The sequence below is a fragment of the Caloramator quimbayensis genome, assembly GCF_900167605.1.
Classification (GTDB): Bacteria; Bacillota; Clostridia; order Clostridiales; family Caloramatoraceae; genus Caloramator_B; species Caloramator_B quimbayensis.
Genome location: NZ_FUYH01000030.1, coordinates 1 through 26,565, shown reverse-complemented (window position 1 = coordinate 26,565; position 26,565 = coordinate 1). Strand labels below are relative to the sequence as shown.

General features: G+C 34.9%; 22 protein-coding genes. All 22 read right to left on the bottom strand.

Annotated elements, in window-relative coordinates; all coding sequences use genetic code 11:
* Positions 1-1,045 precede the first annotated feature (1,045 nt).
* The 22 genes from B5D15_RS13255 to B5D15_RS13150 all read right to left on the bottom strand — a co-directional run bounded on the left by B5D15_RS13255 (position 1,046) and on the right by B5D15_RS13150 (position 26,110).
* Complete coding sequence (locus B5D15_RS13255) at positions 1,046-2,323, bottom strand: tyrosine-type recombinase/integrase (protein WP_078697593.1); 1,278 nt, start codon at positions 2,321-2,323, stop codon at positions 1,046-1,048.
* A 121-nt stretch (positions 2,324-2,444) separates the two neighbouring features.
* Positions 2,445-2,720 carry a helix-turn-helix domain-containing protein gene (locus B5D15_RS13250; RefSeq protein ID WP_078697592.1) on the bottom strand — a complete coding sequence of 92 codons (276 nt, stop codon included), beginning with the start codon at positions 2,718-2,720 and terminating at the stop codon, positions 2,445-2,447.
* Positions 2,721-2,892: 172 nt separating this feature from the next.
* Positions 2,893-3,642, bottom strand: a complete 750-nt coding sequence (locus tag B5D15_RS13245; RefSeq protein ID WP_078697591.1) for a hypothetical protein — start codon at positions 3,640-3,642, stop codon at positions 2,893-2,895.
* 255 nt (positions 3,643-3,897) lie between these two features.
* The gene (locus B5D15_RS13240) at positions 3,898-4,560 is read right to left on the bottom strand and encodes a hypothetical protein (protein WP_078697590.1); all 663 of its coding nucleotides are present in this window, start codon (positions 4,558-4,560) and stop codon (positions 3,898-3,900) included.
* 1,522 nt (positions 4,561-6,082) lie between these two features.
* Complete coding sequence (locus B5D15_RS13235; RefSeq protein WP_078697589.1) at positions 6,083-9,556, bottom strand: hypothetical protein; 3,474 nt, start codon at positions 9,554-9,556, stop codon at positions 6,083-6,085.
* A gap of 98 nt (positions 9,557-9,654) precedes the next feature.
* Entirely contained in the window at positions 9,655-9,957 is a 303-nt protein-coding gene (locus B5D15_RS13230) for a DUF960 family protein (protein ID WP_078697588.1), read from the bottom strand.
* Positions 9,958-10,021: 64 nt separating this feature from the next.
* Complete coding sequence (locus B5D15_RS15530) at positions 10,022-10,321, bottom strand: hypothetical protein (RefSeq protein ID WP_179122317.1); 300 nt, start codon at positions 10,319-10,321, stop codon at positions 10,022-10,024.
* 291 nt (positions 10,322-10,612) lie between these two features.
* Positions 10,613-12,340: a hypothetical protein gene (locus B5D15_RS13220; RefSeq protein WP_078697586.1), complete on the bottom strand. Its 1,728-nt coding sequence runs from the start codon at positions 12,338-12,340 to the stop codon at positions 10,613-10,615.
* Between the two features lie 22 nt (positions 12,341-12,362).
* Positions 12,363-12,818: a hypothetical protein gene (locus tag B5D15_RS13215; RefSeq protein WP_078697585.1), complete on the bottom strand. Its 456-nt coding sequence runs from the start codon at positions 12,816-12,818 to the stop codon at positions 12,363-12,365.
* Positions 12,819-14,508: 1,690 nt separating this feature from the next.
* Positions 14,509-15,336: a hypothetical protein gene (locus B5D15_RS13210; protein WP_078697584.1), complete on the bottom strand. Its 828-nt coding sequence runs from the start codon at positions 15,334-15,336 to the stop codon at positions 14,509-14,511.
* Positions 15,337-15,575: 239 nt separating this feature from the next.
* The gene (locus B5D15_RS13205; protein ID WP_078697583.1) at positions 15,576-15,887 is read right to left on the bottom strand and encodes a DUF960 family protein; all 312 of its coding nucleotides are present in this window, start codon (positions 15,885-15,887) and stop codon (positions 15,576-15,578) included.
* A gap of 148 nt (positions 15,888-16,035) precedes the next feature.
* Complete coding sequence (locus B5D15_RS13200) at positions 16,036-16,407, bottom strand: hypothetical protein (protein ID WP_078697582.1); 372 nt, start codon at positions 16,405-16,407, stop codon at positions 16,036-16,038.
* A 20-nt stretch (positions 16,408-16,427) separates the two neighbouring features.
* Complete coding sequence (locus tag B5D15_RS13195) at positions 16,428-18,722, bottom strand: DEAD/DEAH box helicase (RefSeq protein WP_078697581.1); 2,295 nt, start codon at positions 18,720-18,722, stop codon at positions 16,428-16,430.
* A gap of 2 nt (positions 18,723-18,724) precedes the next feature.
* Entirely contained in the window at positions 18,725-20,680 is a 1,956-nt protein-coding gene (locus B5D15_RS13190; protein WP_078697580.1) for a site-specific DNA-methyltransferase, read from the bottom strand.
* Positions 20,681-20,700: 20 nt separating this feature from the next.
* Positions 20,701-20,904, bottom strand: coding sequence for a helix-turn-helix domain-containing protein (locus B5D15_RS13185; protein WP_024834019.1), 204 nt, complete (start codon positions 20,902-20,904; stop codon positions 20,701-20,703).
* A gap of 213 nt (positions 20,905-21,117) precedes the next feature.
* On the bottom strand, positions 21,118-21,603 hold the full coding sequence (locus B5D15_RS13180) for a hypothetical protein (protein WP_078697579.1): 486 nt from the start codon (positions 21,601-21,603) through the stop codon (positions 21,118-21,120).
* Positions 21,604-21,675: 72 nt separating this feature from the next.
* Positions 21,676-22,236 carry a hypothetical protein gene (locus B5D15_RS13175; protein WP_078697578.1) on the bottom strand — a complete coding sequence of 187 codons (561 nt, stop codon included), beginning with the start codon at positions 22,234-22,236 and terminating at the stop codon, positions 21,676-21,678.
* Between the two features lie 387 nt (positions 22,237-22,623).
* The gene (locus B5D15_RS13170; RefSeq protein WP_078697577.1) at positions 22,624-22,962 is read right to left on the bottom strand and encodes a hypothetical protein; all 339 of its coding nucleotides are present in this window, start codon (positions 22,960-22,962) and stop codon (positions 22,624-22,626) included.
* 7 nt (positions 22,963-22,969) lie between these two features.
* Positions 22,970-23,467 (bottom strand): helix-turn-helix transcriptional regulator, encoded by a 498-nt coding sequence (locus B5D15_RS13165; RefSeq protein WP_078697576.1) that lies wholly within the window; start codon positions 23,465-23,467, stop codon positions 22,970-22,972.
* Positions 23,468-24,170: 703 nt separating this feature from the next.
* Entirely contained in the window at positions 24,171-24,632 is a 462-nt protein-coding gene (locus B5D15_RS13160) for a hypothetical protein (protein WP_078697575.1), read from the bottom strand.
* Between the two features lie 22 nt (positions 24,633-24,654).
* Positions 24,655-25,017, bottom strand: a complete 363-nt coding sequence (locus tag B5D15_RS13155; protein WP_078697574.1) for a hypothetical protein — start codon at positions 25,015-25,017, stop codon at positions 24,655-24,657.
* A gap of 445 nt (positions 25,018-25,462) precedes the next feature.
* Positions 25,463-26,110, bottom strand: coding sequence for a recombinase family protein (locus tag B5D15_RS13150; protein ID WP_078697573.1), 648 nt, complete (start codon positions 26,108-26,110; stop codon positions 25,463-25,465).
* Between the last annotated feature and the right edge of the window lie 455 nt (positions 26,111-26,565).

The following is a 26,565-nucleotide window of genomic DNA, read 5'->3' as shown; positions in this document are numbered from 1 at the left end:
TTTTCTTTTTTTCCATGTTGTAAACATCTCCTTTATAATTGTCTATATTTTTGTATTCAGGATTATCCTGTTGATTAAATAATAACAGTAAGTTCCTGTAGATTTTTTGAAGGTCAATCCACCTATGTATGCTTGTCTTTTTCGACTGAATATAAAAAAGGCTAATACGCCTATCTCATAAACCGCATTAGCCTTGGGAAATGCTTTTTTAAAATTTTTTTTTCATTATCCAAACTATCTAATCCTGCATTAATAGTTCCCACCAATTGTTTACACTGTATATAATAGATTGTCCTGCAAACTTCTGTTACCGACATTTTATTCTTCTCAAATATGACTCACTTTGGTATAAGCTCCGCAGGGAGTGATTAAATTAGAAGCTATATCAACCCAAGAACACAGACCACATCAAACTTCTGCTCTAAAATAATTTACACACGCTAATTTTACCGTGTGTAAATAGGTGTAAATATTTACACACAACCACCGATAATGAGCAAAATTTAGCCACATTCAATAAAACTCAAATTACCTACTCTTTTTAAATGCCTCTTTCGTTTATACCATATGTAGTTTAATTTGTTGCTATGTATACTATATATAGTATAAAAGTTTAAAAATAAAAGAGCCACATTCCTGTAGCTCTTTTGATTGAAAATACATGCCATTTATCTCTTTGAAAACAGATGTATGAAATTAAATCGCCTATAACACACTATATATAGTATTAATATTGCCGCTCCAAACACTATATATTGATATATTTAAAGTTCTTACTTTAATCCGTGTGTAAATTGTGTGTAAACGGCTTATAATACCATGATTCATATATCATTCCACTTTACATGCACTTAATCCTCCCTGTTTCACTCGCTAAATTATAATATAAAATTATTTTCTTTTCAAGTATAATATATAGAAATAGAAAAGTTTGAATTTTTCTACTCCATAATAGCATACTCTCTTTATTTCTTATGCACTTACAAAAATGAAGGTCAATAGTTCGATACTACTGACCTTCACTTCTATTGTAATTCGTTAATGTCTATTTTTTCACTAATTCATCTAATTTATCAAAAGTACTTGCCGCCATCGCTTTGTTTGAATCATAACCATCAACGTAATATTTCTCTGCTGTCTGTGTATTACTATGTCCCGCTACTTTAGATACAGTAAATAAATCTGTTCCATTATTGGCTAAATATGTTAAGCTGCTACTTCTAAGCTTATGAAACGTTATTGGAGGCATTCCATGGTCTGCTAAAAATAATTTAAACCATTCGCTGATTGGGTCTGGAAATAATATGTCTCCAACTTTAGACATCTTGGTATTACGTAGTGTCATGAACAGCAAATTGTTTGGTTTCAATTGTCCTTCCGATACTTCAAATAACTTATCCAACTCTTTGAAGTAATTCTTTATAAGCTCTACTAGACTATCATTGATATACACCTCGTTCATCTCTCTTGTTTTCAAGCCTTTTTCTTCATATGTTCCGGCTTCTTTAGTGTATAAAACTGACCTTCTATACGTTATGGACTTCTTATCAAAGTTTATATCTTGCCTATGTAGTCCTAAAATTTCACCACGTCTAGCTGCGGTTTTAACGGCTAAATTTACAATCAATTGTTTCATTAATGCACTCACTTTTATTTTCTGAATCGTATAAGGATGGTAATTACCTCTTTCAGCCATAATAGCTGCCCTATCCAACTCTGCTTGAGTATCTTTGTCTATCAATCGAAGCAGCTCAGCCATCTGTTCTAAGTTATAATATATAACTTCCTTCTTTTCTTCCACTGGTTTTTCTACCTTATCACAAGGATTACTATCAATAATATCCCAAATGACCGCCTTCTTCATCATACAATCAAACAAAGTAAAAATCTCCTTTATTGTCCCTTGACTATATGGACGCTTTTTACTCTTGTTCACCCTGGCATCTGGCGTACCTAGGAACCTTAGGAACTTTTCAGCGTCATTAACATCTATTGCTGATACCTTATATCCTTTAAAGTAAGGAAGTATATTATTATTCAGCAGGTCTTGATACTTTTGTCTGGTTTTTTCTTTGATAGGTTTATTCTTATTAACCAAGTAATCCATATATCTTTCAGCCAAGTCCGCTACAAGTAAACTGCTTTTTTCAGACTTTGTTTCTCCATCTAAACTGCCTGTTTCACCAAGTTTTATTTCCATAGCTACAGCTTGCTTCTCTGCATCTTTTTGACTTTTTGCAGTTATTACTCTTGTAGCTCTTTGCCTTTTAACGCAGAGGAAAACTCTGTACTTATTGTCTTTAATGTGTTTAACGCTTGCCATATGTATCTACTCCTTTTAATTTCTTATAACTTGGGGGGTGGATTCTATCTGAAAAGGTGTAAATTTTCAATAGCGCTTCTTACTTTTTACACCTTTTCAGACCTGAAACTTTAATGCACCATTATCTCCAATTTCTACTTTCTTGCTTGTCAATCCACTTTATAAGAGCTTGTTTAGTAAACATAATTCTATTTCCTATCTTATAATGTGGTATTTGTTTCTTTCTGGCTAGCTCTCTAATGGTGTAAGCTGAACATCCTATAAATATTGAAGCCTCTTTGGTATCCATACCATATTTCTCAACTTCATATTTACTATCAAGAGCTGAATTATTTTCAGTTACTGTTTTATAAGAATTAACAAACTCTTTCTTATTAGCTTCTACTTTTATACTCATAGCATTTCTCCAGTAGCTGGCGTCCCAGCGTTTATTGTAGCTACAAGTATATATTACTTCATGATTTTCAAAGAATTTTTGAGCATGAAAAAAGCATGTCTATCCTAATTTCAAGACATGCTTTTAAATATTACTTAACGATATTCAAATTATTTTATTTTTGTTGGAAATTTTAAATTTTAAATTCCTTATCTAAATCTCTGAATGTGAAAACATAACCTAAGTCAAATATATTCCTAATAATTGTCTGTACTAATCCTTTTCTAATTTCAACAAACTTAGGACTGTAGGTGATACCATGTTTCGTGGTTTTTCTTATCTTCTTAATGTAAGGCACCCATTTTGTGCGTTTATATACATTTGCCTTATCTATAAGTTCTATTTCATCAGCCATGTTAAGTAATATAACTGTTAGTAGTCCACGCAAACTATATAAACTCTCTATGGTTTCTGTAATTTCTTCATTCTCATCAGGCATTTCCTTACCAAAAACAGCCTTATATATTTCATCAGGTTCCAAGTGTAAAGGATTTTTCAATTGTTCTTGATAAAATTTCCCATGATAAGCATGACCGTAATTTTCTTCTTTATCATAAAATGGTCTATCGTTTTCAAGGTCAACGGTATCTATTGATTCACCGTCACAATTCAAGTTTGCATTTGTACATCTTATGCCTAACTTTATTCTTTCCTCCCCTAACCAGTACTTTGCAGGTACACCTGTAATATTTTCAATAATACCAAAAGCAGTGTCCCGTGCATCATCATTCTTAAACAATGAATCAATCTCTCCGGTCTTTGCCTGCTTAAATATAACATCTAAAAACTCATACTCATCACACAGGTTTTTATATGTACCAGTTACCTTAAGAATCTGCTCAAGTATCATGTAATTTATTTTAATGTTTGTAATATTGTTCATATATTATCCTCCCTCTGTATGGTATTGTTGAAATAATTATATCACAAACAAATGTAATGTTTAAACATAAATAGACACAATATTTCAAAATAGCCCTAATTGGAATCTTCACTAGCCATGTTAAGGTTGAAAATATTGCTATTAAAATAAAAAGAACAGACTTTAAACGCCTATCGCTTAAGGTCTGCTCTTATAAACTCTTTCTTTAATTTACAGCCTGCTCACTTTTCAACTAGCCATTGGACTGAATATGATTTACTCCAAAATTTGTTTTATCAAGCTATAGTGTTCCTTATGCTTTCCAGATAGAGATGGATTACTTGTCAAAAAATACAAGTATCCTACAGCTTTTTCAGGTAAGTTTTCTTCGACGTATCTCCTGTGCTTTTTAATAAAAGGGGATATTATTTGAATGAAATCATGTAATTCTTCATCCGACAATGTATCCTGAACAGGAACCCTAGGCAGTGTCAACAATATATTGTCCAGCAGTTTATCTTTCGTCTTATAATCAGATATTGCAAGGTTTAACATTTTGTTATACTGTCCCAAATCACAACTTGAACCTATTACTTTACTTAACATGTCATCTGGAAAATACTTTAGAAGCTTTTTACCATCATAGTCTATTTTGGATTGAGCCGTTTTAATATTTATTTGCTCATGCTCAGCTAATGTCAAATTGTGCTGTTTAATTACTGACGCTACAGATGGCAGTGTACTTGTAATATAAAGTTTAGTCGTATCACTTATAATCTTGGTATTCATTATCAAATCTATATATCTTCTAAGGAAGTCATCTTTATCTTTACTTAAGTTCCTCTTAGCTATTGAGCCTATTGCTCTTTCATATAAGCTACCATCTTCCCTCATGTAGCAGTGGTAAACTTCTCTTGTTAAACTGATTATGCTTCTCATAATTAAATCCCCCAGTCTTAATTTTTATTTTTGGTGTTTATGTGGTAATGCTTATCAAATATTTCAACGTCCAATCTCTCCATTTTTTAATCATTTCTTCTTAAGTTGCTTATTTTAATATTTTTACGTAATTTTTTATTTTTCTAAAACCCCCTTTTCCCAAGCAGATTTCTCACAAATCTTTTACTTAAAACCTTTAATTTACTATTTATTTCTTTAAGGTTATTTTCTTAGCCTTGAAATTTCTCAAATCAGAGTTCTCAATTAAGAAATAACATGCTTACCCTGCAACGCCTTTCAAATAATCGAATCAAAGTAGGCGATAGTGGCGTGGTATGTACCTATAGCAAAATAAACATTTTACTTTTACAGAATAAACCTTTTATATTCCTTAGTCCGGCAACATTTACTAATAAACCTTCCAAACCTTTGAAATGCTAATTTTCATATTCTTTAGACCAGCCATGCCTTGCATGTATGGCTATTTATAATGAAGAAATATATTTCTATCACTAGCCAAAATACAGCCCAACTTTTCAATCGAAAATTCAACTTTTCTCTCCTGTATTAAGCCTAATCTACACATCAACTAGCCAGTTTTGAGCCTCAAACTTTTCCCTTAATACTCTATATCATCAATCGCTCATCCACTGTATTAAAATAATTAACTAGCCATATTGAAGTATCTAAATTACATCCAACTTCTTCAAAACTGTTTACACCAAGACTAATGCCTTAATTTTCTCAACTTGCCTTTCGTTTGCTTATAAAAATTGACACACTCTTACAAATAAACCTATTTAAGTGACACAAAAAGACAGGTATGGAAGACCTGCCTCATGTATAGCCTGAATAACAACGACAAATAAACTTACTTTTACCTTTTTGGAACTTCATTAGACTAGCGGAATGCCTACTTTGATTTCACCTTCTCCCAAAACCTTCCTCATGTTTATTATGATTGCCAATGCTATTTGAACTTCATTAGACTAGCAGAACGTATACTCAGATTTCACGTTTTCCTGCCGGAAGTATACCTTGAATTCACATTCTTTATAAACCTGTACAGAGCATATTTGCAATTTCACTTTTACTGATAACTTTTTATACAGCATATTACAACTCTGCTTTTACCCAAAACCTTGTAAACTGCTTACGTTCATACTGCATCAGCCTTTATTCGCAACCATAGTATATTCGTTGAAACTATTGAATTTTCTCTATCAACAAGTCTTTTGAAGCCTAAAATCTAAACTTTACATTCTAATAATTTCCATTTAATTATAACTTGCTGTGGCTTGTTTTGGACAACTTTTTTACCTTACCCTTATCTACCCACCACCCCCACCCCTAAAACCCCGTGGTGACCCTCTGGTTTGTTTTGGACACTATTTCCAAATTTAACTTCACACCCACAAATTCATAAAACCATACCATCAATCCATAAAATTTGATAAAAAAAAGAGAGTACCTTCAGATTTTTAAAGGTACTCTCTTATCAATATAACTGATTTTACTGTGTTTAGTTCAAGTCTTGTACGTTAACGTTAGGTATATAGAATTTCTTGGACTGGTACATATCCTGCATTTCAGGTAATCTTATGTCTTTTCCCTTAAATGTCCCTATAAACCCCGGTGCTTTTCCTTGTGCTGTCGCTGTACTACTCTTTTCATCCAAACGGAATTGACTTAAGAAAGCTTTGCTGAACATATCGCTCTTACCGCTGTTTGGAGGACATAATTTCGGGTCTAGTACCGCACTTCTTATGCCTGGTTTGTTAAGTCCTACTGTTAATGTTGTCGCTTTTCTTACTACTACTATACCATCAAATGCTTCATTATACCATTGTCCATCACTAACCCATGTTGCCGTTGGGTCGTCCCCATTATTTCTCTCCAATGCTTTGACTAGGTTAGTTACTACCATAGTCCTATCATTTAATTGTTTAGCATCTCCAGTTAATCTAGATGATACTGTAGAATAGTCATCCGCTTTGTCCAGTATTTGTGTTACTGTTACTGAGCCACTGCCAGTCGGATTTGTTCCGCTGACGTTCTTAAGAGCATCTAGACTTCCTATTGATTTAGCCAGGTAAACTTTTCCGTCTGGTGCTGCAAATACTTTGAAGAAGGTGTCTTGTGATTTATTTTCTGATATAACATCTATATCACCTTCGTTACCTGCATTTGCTGCTGTGTCTTTACCAAGTCTATACTTAGCCTCTGTACTTGTACTTCCGCTTAACCCCAATGCTGATAGACTTTGACCGCCTTGTGTAATCTTTAATGCCTTTCCATTAGCTGACCATGCGTTTGTTGCTGATGGGTCACTGTTTACCCATTGAACTATCTGCAAATTCTCAAGTGTATCTTTAGCCTCTGCTACATACTTATCATGCTCTGTAGTCGATTTAGCTAATGTATATTCATTTGCTGGGATGCTATTGGATAGCATGTTTCTTATATTATCTTCTACTATAGTCTGCCAAGTTATTAATGCAACCTGTGATGTATGTGCCTTTGTACTTAGCTGGTATATAGCCCCTCCAGGTAGTACTTGGTTTCTACCACCCCAAGTCTTACTACTGTCTATTGCCTTAGCATGTAATGACCATTGAGTTGAGCTCATTGTTAAACTTTCGCTTTCATTGTCATTGTACCAAGCTGCTTCAGCAAAATCGTTTGGAAGTATTTCACTTATATATTCTGATAATATATTCACATTATGTTTTGTACTTCCTGCATTCGTTTGATATGTCATTCTGATGTATGGGTAAAACTTAATAGGTGTTGAACTTTGCACCATGTAACCTGCACTATGAAAAGATGTCACTCCACCAAAAGGTGTTATTGTCATAAGTTGGTTTGTATTTGTATCATTTCCAATAGACTTATCATTTAACCCTCTGTAAATACCAACCAATACATCACCTTCGTAAGATATATCAGAAGGTGACGCTACATGAGTTGATGTATGCCAAATGCCTCCGGTGTAACTATGAACTGAATGTGTTTGTAAATCTGATGAACCTGATAGTGCTAGATTAGCTAAAAATTCTAGTGTATAGAAACCATTTTTACCTCTGCTACCAACAGGTGTTTTACCGTACTTACCAAGCAATGCCCTTAATTCTATAGATGGATTTTCTTTGTAAGATGCTATTGTTGGAACATCTTGCCCTCTCCATATTACTGTTTGATACTCTGATGTATTTAAGGTGTCTGAACCTCCACCTAAACTTGCATTTCCAGACTTAACATTGTTCACCATTTTAGATGCAAAGACGCCACCAGCACTGTTTGCTTCAAGTTTATCATTTATAGCCGCTGAGTTTTCAATTATATATCTGTATGCTGAATCTCCAAACCTTGCATTACAACTATGACCGGGACAATATCTATCTCCATCAGAGTCCGTCTGACAACCTCCACAATAATGTACATCTGAATCATTCATGCTTTCATAATTAAATGTGAAGTTTGCTGGTCCCCAGTTTGGTACGTTTGAAGTCCTTGTTGAAATGTATTTACTTATTTCTGACTGCTCAAGGATTAAGTCATTTGTATTAGTAGTAGAAGTAGGAGGAGGTGGAGGAGTAGGACCACGATCATTACTGTCTGGAATTATATCTGATGTATTATAGATGTGCATTGCAATACCTTCATTAGAGTTTAGCATTCCAAGTAAACTGCTTAATCTCTGTGTCCCAGATGTTATACTTGGTGTCCTTATCAAAGTGTTAGTGTCAGGCCAATTTTTTCCTACATACATACTACTCCAACCAAGACTACTTGTTAACTTTCCATATGCTCCACCTGTAGAACCAAACTTATACCCTTGCTTTGCATTGAACTCTATATGGTTTGCCACTGTTCCATAAACATAATTTGGATGTATTGGTGAAGCTATTCCACCATTTGCCCAAGCTGCAGGTCTAAACCAGAAGATTGGCTCTACTATTACACTGTAGTCATTGGCAATCATGACCGCTGTTACCCATTTACTTTCATCATTAACATCTGTACCGGGTAGTTTGAATAAGAATTGACCGTCTTTCCCTCTTCCATTTAAAATTTCTCTAGCGTATCCCTTATCAGAATCAGCTAATGGAATTTGTTCTAATTCTTCAGAACTGATTATTGTACTGTTTGATGTGGAAAGTGCATATGTTTGTCCGTTATAGTTATCAAGACTGCTTGATTTTTTACCACCGAAGATACCTTTTATAAAATTCCATACATTATTGATGATGTTCTTGGTACCATTAACAATGGATTTAAAAAAACCTGGCTTGTTTTCTTCTGGTTTTGGTGTTGTTTCTACTTCCCAAGTATTATCATTTACCCAATGACCACCTTTGTCGGATCCTCTACCTTTCCATTTATAATCTTCAGCCGCTTCTTCTACTTTGTCTGCTGAAGATTTTGCAACTTCATCTACTTGTTTCCTTACTTCCGATGTTATACTTGGATTGCTTTTGTAACTAACAGATGGTCTTGGTGTATTGTAATTTTTAGATATGCTTCCTTCTCCATTTAAAAACCACTTCTTAAACTCATAACCTTGAGCTACAAGTTTCTCTTCACCATTTACTATAATGGATTTTATTGGTGTTGGTGGGTATGGAGCACCTTTAAACTCTGGGTTTGCAAGTATTTGGTCGAATGTCGTTTTAATATAACCCTTTTTATCTGAACCTTTCGCTCTTGAAGTTTTATACCAGTCATTTGTATTAGTTACCATTGATGTACTTCCAAATACTAGGTCTACCGTATTTGATACTTGATTAAAGTTTTTGTCTACAATTGCAAATCTATAGCCTGATTGAGTACTTGTCCATGTAAACTGACTTCCTGTACTGTAAGAGCCACTACCTCCACCAGTATTATCATTATCACCTATACCGTCATCAGCAATTGCTGAAATTGGCAGTGATGTTATTATTAAAAGTGTTACCAATATTCTTATTGTTAATCTCTTTAGTTTGGCACGCATATCGAATCAACCTCCTCTTTAAAGAGTTAGGACTTCTGCCGTTAAACAGAAGTCCTTTTAATCTAGCTAAATATTCAATTCTTTACAGCCCTTGTATATTAGATTTCACCATCTAATATCATTGTCATGGTTTTACCTTCAACAAGTACCAAAATTGATGCTATGACTGGATTCGTTGTTCTCATAGTGTATAGTCCTGTATGCCCTGTTTCAACTATTCCATACTCCATAACCTGTATATCCGGTCTAGTTGGTGCAATCCTAAGATTAAACCTATGGATAGAGTCAATTCCTACACAGCCTATACCTACATCTTCAACCAGATTAAATAACTCGTTTTGAACTGCCTGTGGTATTTGTTTCCTTACATTTTTGCTTATGATTCTTTCAAATCTTTTCATGTTTTTTATCCTCCTTTTAAATTATTTAGGACTTCCACAATTACGTAGAAGTCATATTGTTATCCTAATACTTAATCCTTAACTGCCCCTTGGTAATCCACTTTTCTTCCCCAGACTCAATCTTGCTTATAATGAAATTGTTCAATTCATCAGAAGTAATCAACTTTCCCTTTAGAATCAATCTTCTAACTTCCGCTACAAATTTTCCTATTTCAGCAGTATCTACTTCGTAATTCATACTAAACCTATATGCCTTAACATCCCTTATCATTGACTCTACAAGATTAACTGTGTTATTTGATATTCCTACACCAAGTTTATTTAAAGCATTTATAGCATCTAAAGTACTTTCATAGCTTGACATTTTTAATGTCAAACATCTGCTGGAAGCTATAGCTACTAACCCAGACCCTATTACCTTTAATATGCTAGATGGTACTATACGCTTTCTCCTTGAAGCCCACTTCAATTCTTCATACATGCTTTTACAATCCATGTAATATTCCATACATCTAATCTTAGATTCACCTATAGTTGAATTAGTTAATTCTATATTTCCTAACATGTTATCACCTCCAATTTATATGTTACTTGCCTTTAAATACAGTGGACTTCTACTGAATTGTAGAAGTCCTCATGATTTAATTTAATTGTTTTAATTGTTTGCACCTTCAAATGGGTCTTTTACACTGTCAGGTACAGAGAAATCCATTTCTTCATCAGGGTCACCATAAAACTCTTTCTGCCAGTCTGGCAATTTTTCATAATCCTCTCTCCAGTTTGAACCACTTGAACTGCTACCTGAGCTGCTGCCTCCAGATGTCTTACCACTTGAGCTGCTACTTCCAGATGTCTTACCACTACTTGGCTTTGTACTACCACTACTTGTCTTTGTGCTACTTTCTGTATTCGACTTATTTACTGGGGTATCAGGTAATGCTTCTAATGTCTCAAGTGTTGTTCCCATGTCTTTGGCTACGTATTCTAACCACTCTTTTATTTCTTTATCAGATGCTCCTTTTGCTTTTGCATCAGCCCTTACTTTTTCAATTACCTGCTTTGCCTGTGCCAATGTTAAACCATTCTCCAATTTAGTGTTTGGGTCAAGCTTAAACTGCTCTTTTGGGACTTGAACCCAGTCCTTACCATATTTCATACCCTCTTCATCTACACCTATAACCTTATAAGGGTCTTCACTTTCCACTGTAAACTTGCTTAAGTCATTTTTCCCATACTCAACTTTACTAAGGTATCCGTACAAGTTGTTTTTGGCTAAATGAGTATTAATAACCAGCTGGATTGCTTCTGCCTTGCTTATTGGCTCATCCCACCTTGACTCATCCCCACTTATCAATCCTGCTTGTTTTGCTACTACCATAGCCTTATATAATTCATCCTGTAAACCTTTATCTGGATTTTGAATCATATATGCTAAGGTATATGCTTGCCATCTGTCTTTACCTAAAATCTCTTTTGTCTCTTTGTCTTTATACTTGAACCCAACCTTCAACGCCAGGTCGCCTGCGTTCTTAGTATCCTTAAATGCCTGCTCTTTTCCAGTTACCTTTGCCAGTTCTTCAGGGAAATGTTTATTGACCATCATGTAAACTGCTTCTGCTCGTGAAATACTGCCTTTATAAGAGTTTGCATCTAAACTCCTGTTACTCACCGACAAAAACCCGTATTCATCAACTTCCTGTGCAAACTTCGTGAATTTAGTCTCGCCACCAACTGCGTCTGCGAATCTTTTATCAACATTAATGTCTCTTACACCTTCTTCAGTTTTAAATGCCAATGTGTAGAAGTCTTCCCTGGTTAATGACTGTGTAGGATTGAATGAACTTGGGTTCTCTGCATTTGGCATCAGATTGTAGTAGGCATTTATTGCTCCTAATATTGCATAGGTGTCATTGCCATCTACATCTGTGTAAACTTCCTTTGCTAATTTAACTAATTTAGTCTTAACATCTGCATCTTGCCAATACTTAGTAACGAACACTTTGTTTCTTAGTGCGTCTTCAAGTGTAGTATTACCATTCCTATCACCTGCTTCGTCAACATACAAGCAACCTGACTTACCATTAATTCCGTTTTCAGTTACTATGTTAATGTTGAATACTTCATCTACACCTTGTCTGAACCCTTGATTAAATGTTTTCAACTGGTCTAATTGAACCCATTCAATGTCTTCCTGCTGCTGTCCTTTAATTACAATATCATATGCTGGCTTAGGAAGCTCTATGGTTATTGACCGTCCTTGGTTAATCATGTCCACCATTTCATTTGATGACATTACGGCACATCCTGACAATTGACTTACTAATATGATTAGGGTCAGTGTCGGAATGACCAACTTTTTTATTCTCATAAACTTACTTGCCATGATAAATGCCTCCTTTACTAAATTAGTAGTTATACTCTCTGTAATTGCAATGTTTATAAATAATTATCTTGCCATCTATTTTAGTCGATTTAATTGCACCGTTGACTTTATCTTCCTCAACCAGTTCTTTAAACTCATCTTGAGATACTATTCTTTCATAACCATTGCTATTTACAAGCCTGTATTTTGTTTCTTCTAAGAAACCACTGTAACCTAATAGGATATATCTGCCTGATGGCTCAATTGGATTGCCTTTTCCATTTAGAATGTCTGTCTTTGTTACGCTAAATGAATTGTAAACTTCTGTCACTGCTCCATCCTTTGTTACCCTTAAACCTACTACGTGTATGCCTTGTCTCACTCTATGCCTAACGTTTTCTTTAGGATATATACCCATTACTTTTTTGTCAGCATCATACAGTTTATAAGCCACCAGCTTATCCCCCTCAAATACCCTGCCGATTATAAAGAGCCTCATTTTTTTGACCACCTTTCTTTAATATTTTACTCTTTAATAATCTTCAGGCCTATTTTTAGGATATTTAAAAATATCGGTTTGTTTAATATTAAAAAGCTGCTGTCCTAACAATGGTAATAGCTGCATATTTTTATACCGGTTATGAATGATAACTACTTATAAATAATTTTAAAAGCTTCTATTATGAGATTCAAGGCTGAATTGCTACTATCCCTAAGTTCCTTTGATTTAAGATGTATTAGATAATTGGTTCACATTGCTACATTTTTTCTGATGTATGGGACAATTTGTTCAAAGGGCAAAGTACTTGGTATTGGTACAATCTGCCCAATGTAAACAATCCTATCCACCTCTCTCCCCGTCTCCTAATCCCGCCCCCATATCCATCCTTCCTCTATTTGTCTTCTTATCCACTTTATTGTATAGCTGCAAACTAACGTATAAACTAACCTTTAAACCTTTCAAATTTTCTCAAAACAATATTTTTAGTTCCTTATGTATATCTGAAATTGTTCCACTGAATTAGCTGGTTTTTATACTGTAGATGTCGAATTTTACATTATCCGTTAATTTAATTAAAATCAATTCTAATTTGTTTGAAATGCTGATAGGGAATGTCTATTCTAATTCTTGGCTAAAAGTCCTTAATAAACCCTTCTGTGTCACTTACTCATGTTGATAATGTTTTCCTGTTAAATATAGCTCGATTTTCATTTCAAGTGTTATATATAGGTGAGAAAATATGTCTTCTCGAATTGACTGCTTCAAAAAATGTATTTTAAAAATTTCAGCTACCTAATATTCTTGAGATTACTAATGTATAAACAATGGATTTCTTAATCCATTTAAATCTTTCATGCTAAATAACCTACGTGAAGGTTATCTTACTTTTATTTTTAGGTTTTATAAAAATACAACCAATGTCCTATTTTAGGTTGTCCTGTGTCTTAGTTGAAGTTGCCTTATGTCCTATCTTAGGTTGCCTTGTGCCTTAGTTGAGGTTGCCCTGTGCCTTAGTTGAAGTTTCTAAGGAGCTACCCACCTAAACCCTTCCCCCCGCCCACTTCCTCCTAAGGTTAAGGACAATTTGACCATTGAATAATGCAAATAAGTTTCCATGCTGTTCCTATTGTGGCTGCTGACCATTTGTCCTATTCTATGTTACGGGTTAAACCTGTCCTGCTTTCAATCTAAGGTATGGGGCTGGTTGTCCACCTTTAAATTGCCCTCAATAAATAAAACCTAAGATATAGACAGTCTTACCTGTTTTCAATCTTAGGTTTGGGACAAGCCATTTATGGCTTGCTATCCTTTCAATGCCTGCTTGCTCTACAGCTTAGTATAGATGCCTGGTTATTTATCGTCCATTTCCAGCTAACCACGGCTACCCTGTGTCCTCCGTCCGTCCAGTTTCCGCCTATTGGATATTCCCGTCTACCGCCCGTTTAATTCCAATGGTTCCACTGACTCTATGAGTTTCATTAGATGGTGTCTTCCCAATCTATGCTAAGCCGTCCCTATGTAACTTCCCTTCAACTAAGCTTTTCACCCTATGGTATTGTTCATGTGATGATACAAACCGGATCATTGTCGCAATGAAACAATGCAACGTGTCTATTAAATAAATTTCTGCCTGCATCCAAACAACTTCAATACACCGGGTTTAAACCCCCTCACTTAAAGCATTGTATTATTTCTTCTTATTTTTTCGGGGAGTAGTTGTTTTCTTTTCCTCAACCTGTTCTTTTGATGGACTATCACCCTCATTTACCTCTGTATTATCAAGGGGTGTGGACATATCATCTGAAATTGTATTACCATCAGCATGGACTTCCGGGACATCAAGACTGTCAAAAACAATCTCTGAACTATTATCTTCCTGCTCAACAGGAGTATCTGACTCATCAGCCACAGATTCAACACTTTTTTCCGCTGATTTTTCGTTACCTTCGACTGTTAAATCCTTTTCTTCTTCAATGTTGATATCCGGTAAACTCTGTTCATGTTCCTTGACCTCTGTTTGAGTTATGCTTTCAAACTGCTCTGGTTTGGTTCGTTTGTCCTCAATGGTAACGCCTTTGCATAGCTCAATTTCTCCGCATGCCCCCATTTTAACACCTGCTACATAACCTATCTCCATAAGTATCTTCAGTTTTTCAGGAGTAACTTTAACTCTAGCACATTTATTATTTATGATTTCGTAAAGCCTTCCATTATCTGTTTCAATCACCCTTACTACAGCATACATACAGTTTACTATGCTAGTAGTAGGGTAAAGAGTCCTATACTTTCCGACTGCTGATTTCACCATAAGATTACTCATGCAAAAAACGTCTTTATCTAGTTCTATCTCACCGTCAACAAGTTTCAATCCGTTGACTTGCCCACGGTTTATAAGGTCTTTAACCTCTTTTGGAGTCGTTTCTTGAAACTCACGACTAACCTCATCATATAGAGTGTATCCTGCAATCCTTGTCATACCCAAGTCGATCCGGTTAATTGCTGTTTTTTTACTCATCATACAACCCTCTTTCTTAATATTCTTTAGCTTTTCTACTGTGCAATGGATTTTAACGCTATTAGCGAAATGCTGCAACAGTTGATTTACAAAATCATGGAATTAATTTATGCAAAAATAAAGAGCTTGCAAACTCAACAAGCTCATACATTGTGTACTTTAATATGACCTATCAAACAAACCTTTTTAATACAAAATAATAGGAGATACCCCAAGTTTAATAAGGTATCTCTAATAAGTTAATATTCCTCGGACAATAGCATAGTTGAATGATCCCCGTCATCTATCACATAAACCTTTGCATCTACTGGACACTCTGTATAAAATCTGTGGATCCTTTTATATGGCGGTTCCTCCTGAAAGTGTTCAATCTCCTGCATTTTCCGTCTGCCGGACTTTGCACGTAATATGAAGACTTGAAGATAGTCCTTCTTATTATCAGGAATGTCCATATCGTCAATCAAGCCCCATAAAACCAGGAAAGTCACCGGATTTTTATCATTGATTTTCTCTTTGATACCTCTTGTTATGTACCTGTCGTTTTGAAACATATCTTTACACATCCTTCCATTTTAACTTAATATTTAATTTGGGAAGTGATGGTAACTGACTCTCCCTAAAAAATCAACCCTTTTTATAAATATTTTTTGAAACATTTAAACTCCAACAGTTTCAATGCTTTCTTTATTTATAAGGTTTTTATACCTTTTGATATTGCATGGCTTCACTGTATTTCTCCAGCTCATCTGTATCAAGGGAAACCAGGTCTACGTTAAATCCAGCCTTCAATCCGGCAAATAAGCTACTACCACAATAACACCATTCCTTGACACGATATAAAGTATTTTCATGCTTTACAATGATTACCTTGTCAGTCTGTAAAACAACACTGAACGGTCTTTCAATATCTTTCTCGTAATGAATTAGCATAAAATCACCCTTTCTATAAAATGTCAGATGATGATACCGCCAATACAAAACATTATCAATAGAGAATTGCAATAAAATAAACATAAAATGAGGTTGCTGAAACATAAAAAAGACTGTTTGAAAGGTATTCTCCTTAATCAAACAGTCTTCCTAATAAACTTCTAATCTGATACACAGGTGTTTACTGCTTCTTTTATTGTTGAGCATGTTATCGGTGATATTTGCCCTTGTTTAAGCTGCCATACGGTATAGCCATTTTGGTCTATTACTTGTCCATGAACATTATATTTTTTCTCACTTATTAGCTTTATGACTAAATCCTTACCATCACATGCCTTCTCAAGATAGAATAGCTTCCTTACACTGTCGGTATGAATTAAATGGTCTCCTTTGGTATCAAGGGCATAAACTGTTTTATCTGTCCAAACTATAAAGTCGGGATTGAAGTTATCAGTGCCTTTTCCATCCAATAACTTGATTTTCAGGATGCCATTCTTAGGATTCCTCATCCAAACTAAACCTGTCTTATCAAGCTCCTTTGCAAAATCCAATTCAAAGCCATTGAAATCACTATACCTTGCATGTACAGAATTTTTAAATTCTATACTTTCATCATTTATGATAACTTCCCCTACCGGAACTGTATCAATTGGATTTTGCATGATGATTGAGTTCTGCCTATAGATTTCCGCTATCTTGGCTGCTTCATCCTTAACATATGATGCTGCATTGCTGTTGTATTCAACAAGTGCGTCAAATTTAGGGGCAGATATATCACATATAGTTATGGCGTTCTTGGCTAATTTATCAAGCTCTCTTTTGAAAATCCATCTTACCGTAACTTTATTACTATGTGCTGTTACTGTTGTAACCTCTCGACCATCCTCATTAGATCCAATGTCCGTTATAACTTTAATAGTGCTACCTTCGCCAATAGTATTTGTATCATCTTTTGAATAGTCTATCATCTTATCAACGACATTCTTAATCTCTGCCATAGCCCTATCAGATACAATAGCAATGTCCGGTACCTCAACTTCATGTCTTGGCTCTTCCGTAGGTCTTATCTTATTTTTGCCGCTGCCAATGTGATAAGATATCGAAATTTCAGGAATGTCAATGGATAATGTTTTTCTGACTTCCTCTAATATTGATTTAAAAACGTCCTTCTCATCAGTTTTTATGTAGAAACTTGCCATATTCAACTTATCATCAGGATAATGTGTTGCATTAGGCTGCCTTAAAACCCTACCAATGACCTGAGTTACTTGGGTACTTGAACCCATGTCTTTATCAATGTATGCGAAATAACAGGCAGGGTCATCCCAACCTTCTTGAAGAGATTGGTTGAATATTATGTGCCTATAATTTCCTTTTGTGAACTCTTCATAATCGTTGTCGCCACCACTAAACAAATTAAAGTTATCAGGCTTGGGAAATCTCTTATCAAATTTCAAATTACAGTATACTGCAATTTCTTCCGGAGGAACACCTTGCTCAACAAGATGTTTCCATATCTTAATTGGTCTTGCTCGTCTCTGATTGAAAGGCACTAAATGATTATCAACCTCAGATGTAGAGAGCAACATGTTTGTATCACTTACATATATAGCCTTTGGTAAGAACCTACAATCATATTTTTTAGTTGCTTCTTCGGTTTCCTTCATGTCCGCTAATAGGTTATTGATTGCTAATTCCATAGGTGTTAAGTAACCACCAAGAGATATATGCTTTTTAATAAGCCCACTATCAACAACTTCCTTGTTACTTACAGCAACAACCAAGTCCTTATCCTTCATGCCCTTTTCATTTTTCAAACGGGCAATATACCACTCTAAAGCTTTTGGTACTTTAGTAGTAGCACTTGCTGCAATTAAGGCTGTAGGTGATAGGTCAAGTAGTATCTGTGTTTGCTGGTCTGATAGGTTATGACCTTCATCATAAACAATTATTAAATCTCTTTTCACACCTGCAAATGATTGACGCTTTTTAAGCATGTCCCATAAAGAGCTGTCGGCATTATCAAAACCTGTCTGAAAAACTCGTCTGTCGCCTTCCTCTTTATCCTTCTGATTTATCTTTCCTACAGTAGCTATTAGTATTAGTCCCCTCTTATCATCCTGCAAGTCTCTTTCCTTACAATCCAGCAGTGGTTTAACGTCATAATTAGGAATATTCTCCGCATACTTACCGTTAGATAGGTTCTCTAAAGTTTGACTTACAACAACTTTTCCTTTAGATAACCATAGTACTACAGGTTGGGTGCTCAAGTATGCCCGTATCTGCTCGATACAGTCTGCAAGAATAAGTGTCTTACCAGAACCAGTTATTGATGATAAGTTTTGATAAAAAGGTATTATCTCATCTTTAGTCCTCATTAATGGATCTTTTAAATAATCAGCAAGTCTAGTCGCAATCATCTCCGATGCATTTATCTGAAATTTTATTAGCTCCACTGTTAGTCCTCCTCATTATTATATCTATCACTATTTTCATTGAGGCCTAAGTGCGCAAGTACTTTATCAGGTATTTGATAAAATCTTACTTTAGGTGTCTGATAAACTTGATATCTTGCGTATACATGGAATGGCGTATTGACACCTTCTTTTTTCGCCTCAGCTAATAGCTCCATATAGGTACTCTGGCTTAATTCACCAACTGAGTCTTTACCGTTCCAAATAATGAAGAAGCCTTCATTCAGAATGTTTTTGCCTACTAAATACTTGTAATCCTTATTTATTCTCTCAATAACACTAGTAGCCTTCCTCTTATCATCTTCCCAATGCGATGTTGTGATGACATCTATGAGTTCCTCACGTTTCATTTCCAGAATAGCTTTAGCGTCTACTTTTTTATCCAAGACCCAATATGCAAATCCACCAGCCAACCCATCTTCCAACTTCTCAACTGTTCCGTCTTTATTGACTCTTTCACCTGTGATGGCTCTCTTGACACGCTCCCTTGTTAATGTTCGGGCATATTTATCTTCTTCTTCGCCTTTTTCTATAAGAATAAAAGACCTTTTTGCATCAGTCATGTCATTCAGTTCTAGTACAGCATGTCCGGTTGTTCCTGAACCAGCAAAGGGGTCAAGTACAATACCATTTGGAGGACACCATAGCTGAATTATTTTCTCAATCAGTTTTAAAGGCTTTACTGTTTCAAAGTTATGCCCTTTCCCTAATATATAATCAAGCTCATTCACACCTGTTTGACTATGCCCACTCTCTTCGTGTTCCCAAGATTGAACCCCAATTTCAAATATCTCCTCGTACTCTTCATCTGCCCAAAAGGTTAAAGGTACCATACCCTTTTTTACATCCTTTAGATATCTTTTTATCCTAGGCACCCCAAGACCGTCTCTAAGAAAAATCAGAGTAGGCAATGGATTAACTTTTGTTCTTGCATATGCCGCTTCTTTTGCCTTATTGAGTATATCTTCTGGTGTTACTAACTTTCCGTCTACAACCTTAGTACCTTTGATTACTAAAGATTTCGATGTCGATATTGAATTCGGGTCTTTCCTCTCAACATATTCGACATTGTACATTTCTAACATTGTTTTAATATCGCTCTTTTTAAATCTCCAATGCTTATTCTCATCAGGATAAAACATTTCACCAGTAAAAGGAGATTGAATACCAAAAAATGTGGAGTTAGAAAAATCTTTAGCTTGCATATCTCCACTTGTCCAAGGGCCTTGAGGATCTTTATCAGGATTTCTATACTTTGAATTAGCTGACTCACTACGTGGTAATAAATTTGTTTTTGCACTAGCCTTATCTTTCGAGTAGACCAGGACATATTCTGTCGCTGAAGACATATGTATTGAGTCATTTTTGGGCGAGTATGTCTTCTGCCAGTTAATAATACCAATTCTGTTTTCTTCTCCAAAAACTTCATTAAGTAACATGCCAAGATGGAAAAACTCACGTTCATCAATACAAATAGCTAAAACTCCATTAGGCTTTAGCATTGCCTTCATCATTTGAATTCTCGGCAACATAAACTTCATCCATTTTGTATGTCTTGATCCATCTTCCAATGTTACGAGTTCTCCCAAATCAGGGTCATTGGGGTCTGTATCCCACTTGTCATTGTATCTAAAATCTTTTCCGGTATTATAAGGCGGGTCTGTGAGTATTAAATCTATTTGACCCTTGTATTTATAAAGAGTTACCATGGCTTGAAGATTTTCGCCATCAATAATGATGTTGTTTCCTTCAATGCTATTATCATTAAAACTAAGCTCTTTATCAATTCTGACTATACGTGGCATTACCTTACGCTCAATCACTTGTGCTGTGCGTTTTCCGTTAAACGATAATGTTATGCCACCGCTAATCATTTTCTTAGCAAAGTCGAGAAGTTCTTCCTTGCTCATCATCTCTAAGCTGTTTAAATTAGTATCCATCGTATAAATCTCCATTCTATCTAATCTTTAACATAATCCACGATATCGCCAATGTTGCAGTCCAATTCCTTGCAAATCTTCTCAAGGACTTCCATGCTTACCCTTTTATTTCTCGTTAACTTAGAAAGAGTGGAAGGTCCGATACCTGTTTGGTCTCTTAAAGCTACCTTGTTCATGTTCTTATCTATTAGTAACTTCCATAATTTATTGTAGCTTAGTGCCATTAAGCTCCCTCCTGCACATAAAGGTACAACCTTATCTTACCATAGGATAGGCGTAAATTCAATTGTTAGATACAAATTTTAGTATTAAAGATACTACTTCTAATACTAGATGTACTATATATGCACTTTCTGTGCAAACTGTATATCCTGTATAATTTCAGAGCAAATAAAAAAAGCTGCCCATTTTAGGCAGCCTATTTCATACTTTTTCTCTTAAACCCATTTTAATTTCATGACTCTATCATCAATGACTGTTGCTTCAATATTGGTACTTAGATTTTCTTCAGCTCGTTTTTGCCTTTCAAGCTCATATTTACCGCTTACGAACCACTTTTTATATGTCTTATAACATAATCTTAATAACCTCTTATCATGATAACCCTTATTAGTAGAATCTATGATATTCATATTTACAAAGTAGTCCATTATAAAATGATATCTGCTATTGTACCAAAGTGCAGGTTTCTCATCAAAAGTTCCAATGAACACTTGCTGTGCTGTACCTGCAAACTCATCTTCAATACACTCTTCCGGAATCTCATTAAGCATTTGCTCCAGAAGCCCTATTCTTTCTTTGCAATCCTTCCAATCTTCTTCATAGCCCTGTTTAGGCTTATCCTCATTCTCAATAGATAAATCCAAAAGTCTTTGTTTCTCTTGCATAAGTATTGGCAAAAGTATTGTTTCTCTTGTAACCATAATAAACACCTCCCCGTTTTTATATTTAAGGCTACCCAATTATTGAGTAGCCCCAGTGTTTAATGCTTTTATTTAATACAGCCCTAATTTTTTCCTATGTTCAAGCCACTTATAATAGTCGGCCTCTGACCATAACTTGCCTTCATTATTTTCAACTTCGTAAAACAACCATTGCCTAGTTCCCACTTCATAAATGAATGTCCATCCATAACCGTAAGGGTATACTAATTGATTGAGATTAAATTTATTAGTGTAATATGGCTTATAGGGCACATCTCTTAAAATGTAGCTTTCCGCACTTAATTGCCTAGCTGCGTATGTTACACTATGTTTCTCATAGAATCTTTGTATAGGTGTTGGTGCTTCTCCATAATTACGCACTGTTTCTCTTGTGTTTTTAGCATTAGGTACTGGTCTTTTTACTCCTTTAGGAAAATCAAGATGTTTTCCAAGAAAACGAACATCGCCTATTTCCAGTAAACCTTTTACTTTGTCATGGTCTTTATAATCCCTAATTAAACGCTTCCAGATATCAAAGCTGTTATACATAGGTAATTCAGTGTTTACTCCAACAGCTTTCCCGTATGGGTATAGCATATAAATACTTACCCCGCTTAATAAATGTTTTTCCATCACAAATACCTCCTGATTTTTTTTATTTTAAAAATAGATTAAGTCTAATCTTTTAATAGCTTTCTTTATATGATGTGCTGAATAAACCTGATACCTGCATTTCTCACCTAAACCCTTTTAAAAATCAATCACCCACGCCTTTTTACCATCAATGCATACACTAAAAATCGCCCCTGTATATCTCGATTTACCTTTACTGCACTATGATTTTTTTGGGCAGTAGAATCAAATTTCTCACTTTCAACCATTTAATCAATTTCAACTCGAATTTACTTGAAATGCTGTCAGGTGAATGTACCTCCTAATGCTTAGCTGGTGTTCCTCGGTGCTATTGGTTTCATTTAAACCTGTATTAGACTTAAACAAGCCTCTGCATATCCTTCTTGATTACTTACTATATCCTAACAACTCTAATATTTCATCACTGTGCTTATTTATATACCTTAAATGCCTGTTTTCAACAATGAAATCATCTACACCGATATACTGCTGATAATCCGGGTCTACTTTGCCATATATGATGCCATCTTTAGTAACTGTCTTGCAACTCCTTTTGAGCACAAATTTCCCATCTTTTTTAATAGTAGGATACATATATCTTTCCTCCAGGTAGTCATCAGCCAAATATGCTGTCATTGCATATAATTCTGAACCATCATAATAAACTGCCTCTGAATGTCTTACTGTTCCGTCGGTATAAGTTACTGATAATAATTTGATTTTCATATAAACCTCACCCTTTCTTTGTAAAATCCTGTAAGCCCAATAGCTTATGAACTGCCCTTTCATGTTCTTTCTTACGTCTCCAGACTGTTGATTTGCTGATATTTAATTCCTTTGCAATTTCTTCATTGCTTAATCCTTTACTTGCATAGTAATTTACCAATTCTTTACTAGCATCATATCTATAATTAGTGACTGCTCCATTTTTCATTCTACACATCCTTAAATCCTCTTTGCTCACAGTCTTTTGACTTCTAAGCATCTTTACTTCTTCTTTTAGAACTTTCAACTCATCTTCTGCTTTATTTATTCTCGCTGACTGTTTAGCATTATATTCTAATAATGATAATAAACACTTTAAGGAAGATTTCAGTAAAGCCACCTCATCCATGTTTGTTTTTCTACAGATTTCTCTTATTTGTTCTTCTGTTACTGAATAATTTAAGCTTGCACTCTGTTTTATGACCTTGCTTAAATAATTAACATCCAACCCGTCTTGCCTGTTCATTTAAACTCTCCTCCCAACAAATTATTTATACCTATATCCACACAATGCCTTTACCTAGGATTGAAAATTTCAGCTATCTGCCTCATTTGAAATCCTATGAGATGTGTAGCATTTAGCTTACTGACTCATTTTCATATTTTAGTGATACTATTCATATCTACATGTATGTTTTTAAGTATGAGAAAATATGTATCTTATATTATTTCAACTATCTCGTTTCTTTGAAATTTTAATATGCATACAGCTATTGACTTCCTGCTAAACCTCACTACAGGGCTATTATTCCATTTCAAGTGTTATAGGTGCTTGAGATAATAGGTCTTTTTTGACCGACTGCTCTATTTTTAGCATATTAAAAATTTCATCCATCTAATTTCTTTGAGATTTGTAATGTACTATAATATGGTTTTACTGCTATATTTTTGCCGATGTTTCCGATAAAACTATTTAACGTAGTTATCATTGCCTACTAATAAACTTTTGCAAACTAAAAAGAGTGGTACTATGCCCACTCTTTAATTGGCTATTGTCTTACTCTTTAATTGCCTGCTGTCTTACTTTTTTATATTACTGATATGCTTGGAAATGGTTACTGTATAGCTGAAAAGGCACTGCTTCGTTATAAACCTCCTGCTGTATACTTAAAAAATTCTACTGCTGCTACATGGCGTCAACCCCTGCTTGCACCTTTATGCTTGCACCTTTATGCCAATTTTTCATGCAACAATTCTTGCAAGTCTTGTAGGTCATGGATTTTAACCGGATATTCTACTGGCACATCTGTTATTTTATAGTTCTTATGATGTATCAATTCATCTAAAACATTGTAATCACTACAAGCAATTGCATTAACTATATAATCCCTGCCCCCACCGAAAAATGCTAAGTACCGGATTCCAAAACATAGTAGCTCTCTTATTAAAAAAGAGTTATCGGTTATGTCCTCAAATTGTACCCCTTGATTAAATTCTACTATTGAGTACAGCGACCCTATATCATTGCTGTCTTTTAGTTCACTATACATGCTACACTTCTTAAATGGTTCTCCATAATCGTTTATAAGTAGGTTATAGGTGAGAGCTGCTGATTCCTCAGAATGGAAGATTGGTAGCCCCCTTAATAACTGCTCTTTATTTGTCTGAGTAATATTCTTTTCTATGCTCATCTGATAAACTCCCCCTCCTATCCTAATCATATATAAGCTCATTGAACAATGCTAACTGCACAATCAGATCGGCACCAATACCATCAATTAAAGTCCCATCCAGATTTATTCCATTTATTACATTGTCCAAATAGGGTAATGCCTGTTGCAAGCCTATTATCAATTTGTCCCTTGTCAATTCATGTGTCGCTCCGTCTATTCCTTGCAGTAGAAGTGTTCCACCATTTGCAATGACTTCATTGATAGGTATGCCTTTATTGTATTTTGGCTCTGCTCCATAACACCAGTGAAGACTTCCACCTCCGGTATTCATTGCTTTATCAATAATACTACTAATGTCTTGATTGGTTATCCTGATGTTAATGGGACATACTAAACCCTTCATATTCTGCACCTCCTGTAAAATTGTGGAGATATTATACCTGGAATAATCAGCGTTTACAAGCCTACACAATTTTTTAGTGAGATTGTTGTGATTGATGAAAACACAGAAAAGGAAGGCATGTAAAAAGGCTTGCTATTCACTATTGAAGTTATATAAATTATAAATTCAGCTTCATTTTATTCTGTTTTCACTACCTTCAGCAACCATTTTTTATTTCTTCATATGCTTTGTTGCAAGATTAGTGAACACTCCTTATCAATTAGACTCGAGCCATTACAACATTTTCTATTGAATATCAATGCAAATCTAACCTCTGTTAATTTATTCAACTAAGTTTGAATTATTTGCAATATGCTAGCTTCATGTCAACATCATATAAAATTCAAATAAAGAGACCCCCTCAAACGATATAGTAGAGGAGGTCTATTCAATGCTACTATTCAATTTATATTGCTTCACTTGCATATTTACCTAACTTGTATTGTTCTTCATAACGTTCAACTGTACGATAGAAGGTGTTATTCTTAAGGCCACTTAACGTCCTAGCTTCTACAGTTTTAAGCTCTCCTGATTTCCAGCGTTTATATATATCTGCAAACTTTGTCATGTTCACATCAATTGGCTTGCGTCCCTTGTAAACCCCACGTTTTTTAGCTTCCTCAATCCCTTGCCTCTGCCTGTATTCTTTTCTTTCAAGCTCCTGCTGCGCCAATGTTGAATAAACCTCTATAAGAATTGTAGTGACTAAATCAAGTATCAAATCCTGCTCTTTACCTTCTGCGTCATATAATGTGCTGGGTATATCTAATGCTCTTACCTTCACGCCTTTTTTCTTTAAGAATTCCAGTTCATCCTTAATTCCAGCCTTGGTACGACCAACTCTATCAAGCTCAGAAAATATAATCTCATCGCCAGCTCTTAAAATTCTCTTAGTTAGAACTGAGTATTCCGGTCTATCATATGTTTTACCAGTTATCTTATCAATAAAAATATTCTCATCCTGTATGTCTGGATAGTATTTCTTGATATTCGTGACTTGCCTGTCACTATGCTGCTCTTTATCGCTTACTCTTGCGTAGGCATATCTCGCCATATTTAAACTTCCTCCTTTTAAACTTCCTTTTATTGGGTGGGAATTGTACACTACTTTTTCATGAAAGGCAAGACATTTCAACTAGCCAAACTAAAGAATACTAAATTTTATATTTCTTTAGGGTATCCCCTCGACAAACCTTTTTTTAACCCTCTGAAATGTTTCACATGGATATCATTTTTAATTTACAAATGTTTCGATTAAATTTGATGCCCTATTGAAACAAAATACACACGAAAAGACCTGCCATCAGCCAAAGATTGATAACAGGCATTTTCATTATTTCTTTATTTGACTACATTTACACAACTATAATAAATATCAGCTCCTGCCAATTCTACTACAAGATTATTGAATGCTTCAATACTATCAACATACCTCCCTCTCAAATGATTTTTTCTATGGGTATGAAGTTTTTCATGAACTAACATCGTAGTAGATTCTCTTTGGTCAAA

What these genes read in the sequence shown, in the direction of transcription:
- B5D15_RS15530 (WP_179122317.1), bottom strand. Translation starts at nt 10,321, where the DNA reads ATGTCAAGCTATGAAAGTACTTTAGATGCTATAAATGCTTTAAATAAA.
- B5D15_RS13185 (WP_024834019.1), bottom strand. Translation starts at nt 20,904, where the DNA reads ATGGCACTAAGCTACAATAAATTATGGAAGTTACTAATAGATAAGAAC.
- B5D15_RS13160 (WP_078697575.1), bottom strand. Translation starts at nt 24,632, where the DNA reads ATGAGCATAGAAAAGAATATTACTCAGACAAATAAAGAGCAGTTATTA.
- B5D15_RS13250 (WP_078697592.1), bottom strand. Translation starts at nt 2,720, where the DNA reads ATGAGTATAAAAGTAGAAGCTAATAAGAAAGAGTTTGTTAATTCTTAT.
- B5D15_RS13205 (WP_078697583.1), bottom strand. Translation starts at nt 15,887, where the DNA reads ATGTTTCAAAACGACAGGTACATAACAAGAGGTATCAAAGAGAAAATC.
- B5D15_RS13245 (WP_078697591.1), bottom strand. Translation starts at nt 3,642, where the DNA reads ATGAACAATATTACAAACATTAAAATAAATTACATGATACTTGAGCAG.
- B5D15_RS13165 (WP_078697576.1), bottom strand. Translation starts at nt 23,467, where the DNA reads ATGAACAGGCAAGACGGGTTGGATGTTAATTATTTAAGCAAGGTCATA.
- B5D15_RS13230 (WP_078697588.1), bottom strand. Translation starts at nt 9,957, where the DNA reads ATGAAAAGATTTGAAAGAATCATAAGCAAAAATGTAAGGAAACAAATA.
- B5D15_RS13215 (WP_078697585.1), bottom strand. Translation starts at nt 12,818, where the DNA reads ATGAGGCTCTTTATAATCGGCAGGGTATTTGAGGGGGATAAGCTGGTG.
- B5D15_RS13255 (WP_078697593.1), bottom strand. Translation starts at nt 2,323, where the DNA reads ATGGCAAGCGTTAAACACATTAAAGACAATAAGTACAGAGTTTTCCTC.
- B5D15_RS13180 (WP_078697579.1), bottom strand. Translation starts at nt 21,603, where the DNA reads ATGGTTACAAGAGAAACAATACTTTTGCCAATACTTATGCAAGAGAAA.
- B5D15_RS13170 (WP_078697577.1), bottom strand. Translation starts at nt 22,962, where the DNA reads ATGAAAATCAAATTATTATCAGTAACTTATACCGACGGAACAGTAAGA.
- B5D15_RS13190 (WP_078697580.1), bottom strand. Translation starts at nt 20,680, where the DNA reads ATGGATACTAATTTAAACAGCTTAGAGATGATGAGCAAGGAAGAACTT.
- B5D15_RS13240 (WP_078697590.1), bottom strand. Translation starts at nt 4,560, where the DNA reads ATGAGAAGCATAATCAGTTTAACAAGAGAAGTTTACCACTGCTACATG.
- B5D15_RS13210 (WP_078697584.1), bottom strand. Translation starts at nt 15,336, where the DNA reads ATGAGTAAAAAAACAGCAATTAACCGGATCGACTTGGGTATGACAAGG.
- B5D15_RS13235 (WP_078697589.1), bottom strand. Translation starts at nt 9,556, where the DNA reads ATGCGTGCCAAACTAAAGAGATTAACAATAAGAATATTGGTAACACTT.
- B5D15_RS13155 (WP_078697574.1), bottom strand. Translation starts at nt 25,017, where the DNA reads ATGAAGGGTTTAGTATGTCCCATTAACATCAGGATAACCAATCAAGAC.
- B5D15_RS13220 (WP_078697586.1), bottom strand. Translation starts at nt 12,340, where the DNA reads ATGGCAAGTAAGTTTATGAGAATAAAAAAGTTGGTCATTCCGACACTG.
- B5D15_RS13175 (WP_078697578.1), bottom strand. Translation starts at nt 22,236, where the DNA reads ATGGAAAAACATTTATTAAGCGGGGTAAGTATTTATATGCTATACCCA.
- B5D15_RS13150 (WP_078697573.1), bottom strand. Translation starts at nt 26,110, where the DNA reads ATGGCGAGATATGCCTACGCAAGAGTAAGCGATAAAGAGCAGCATAGT.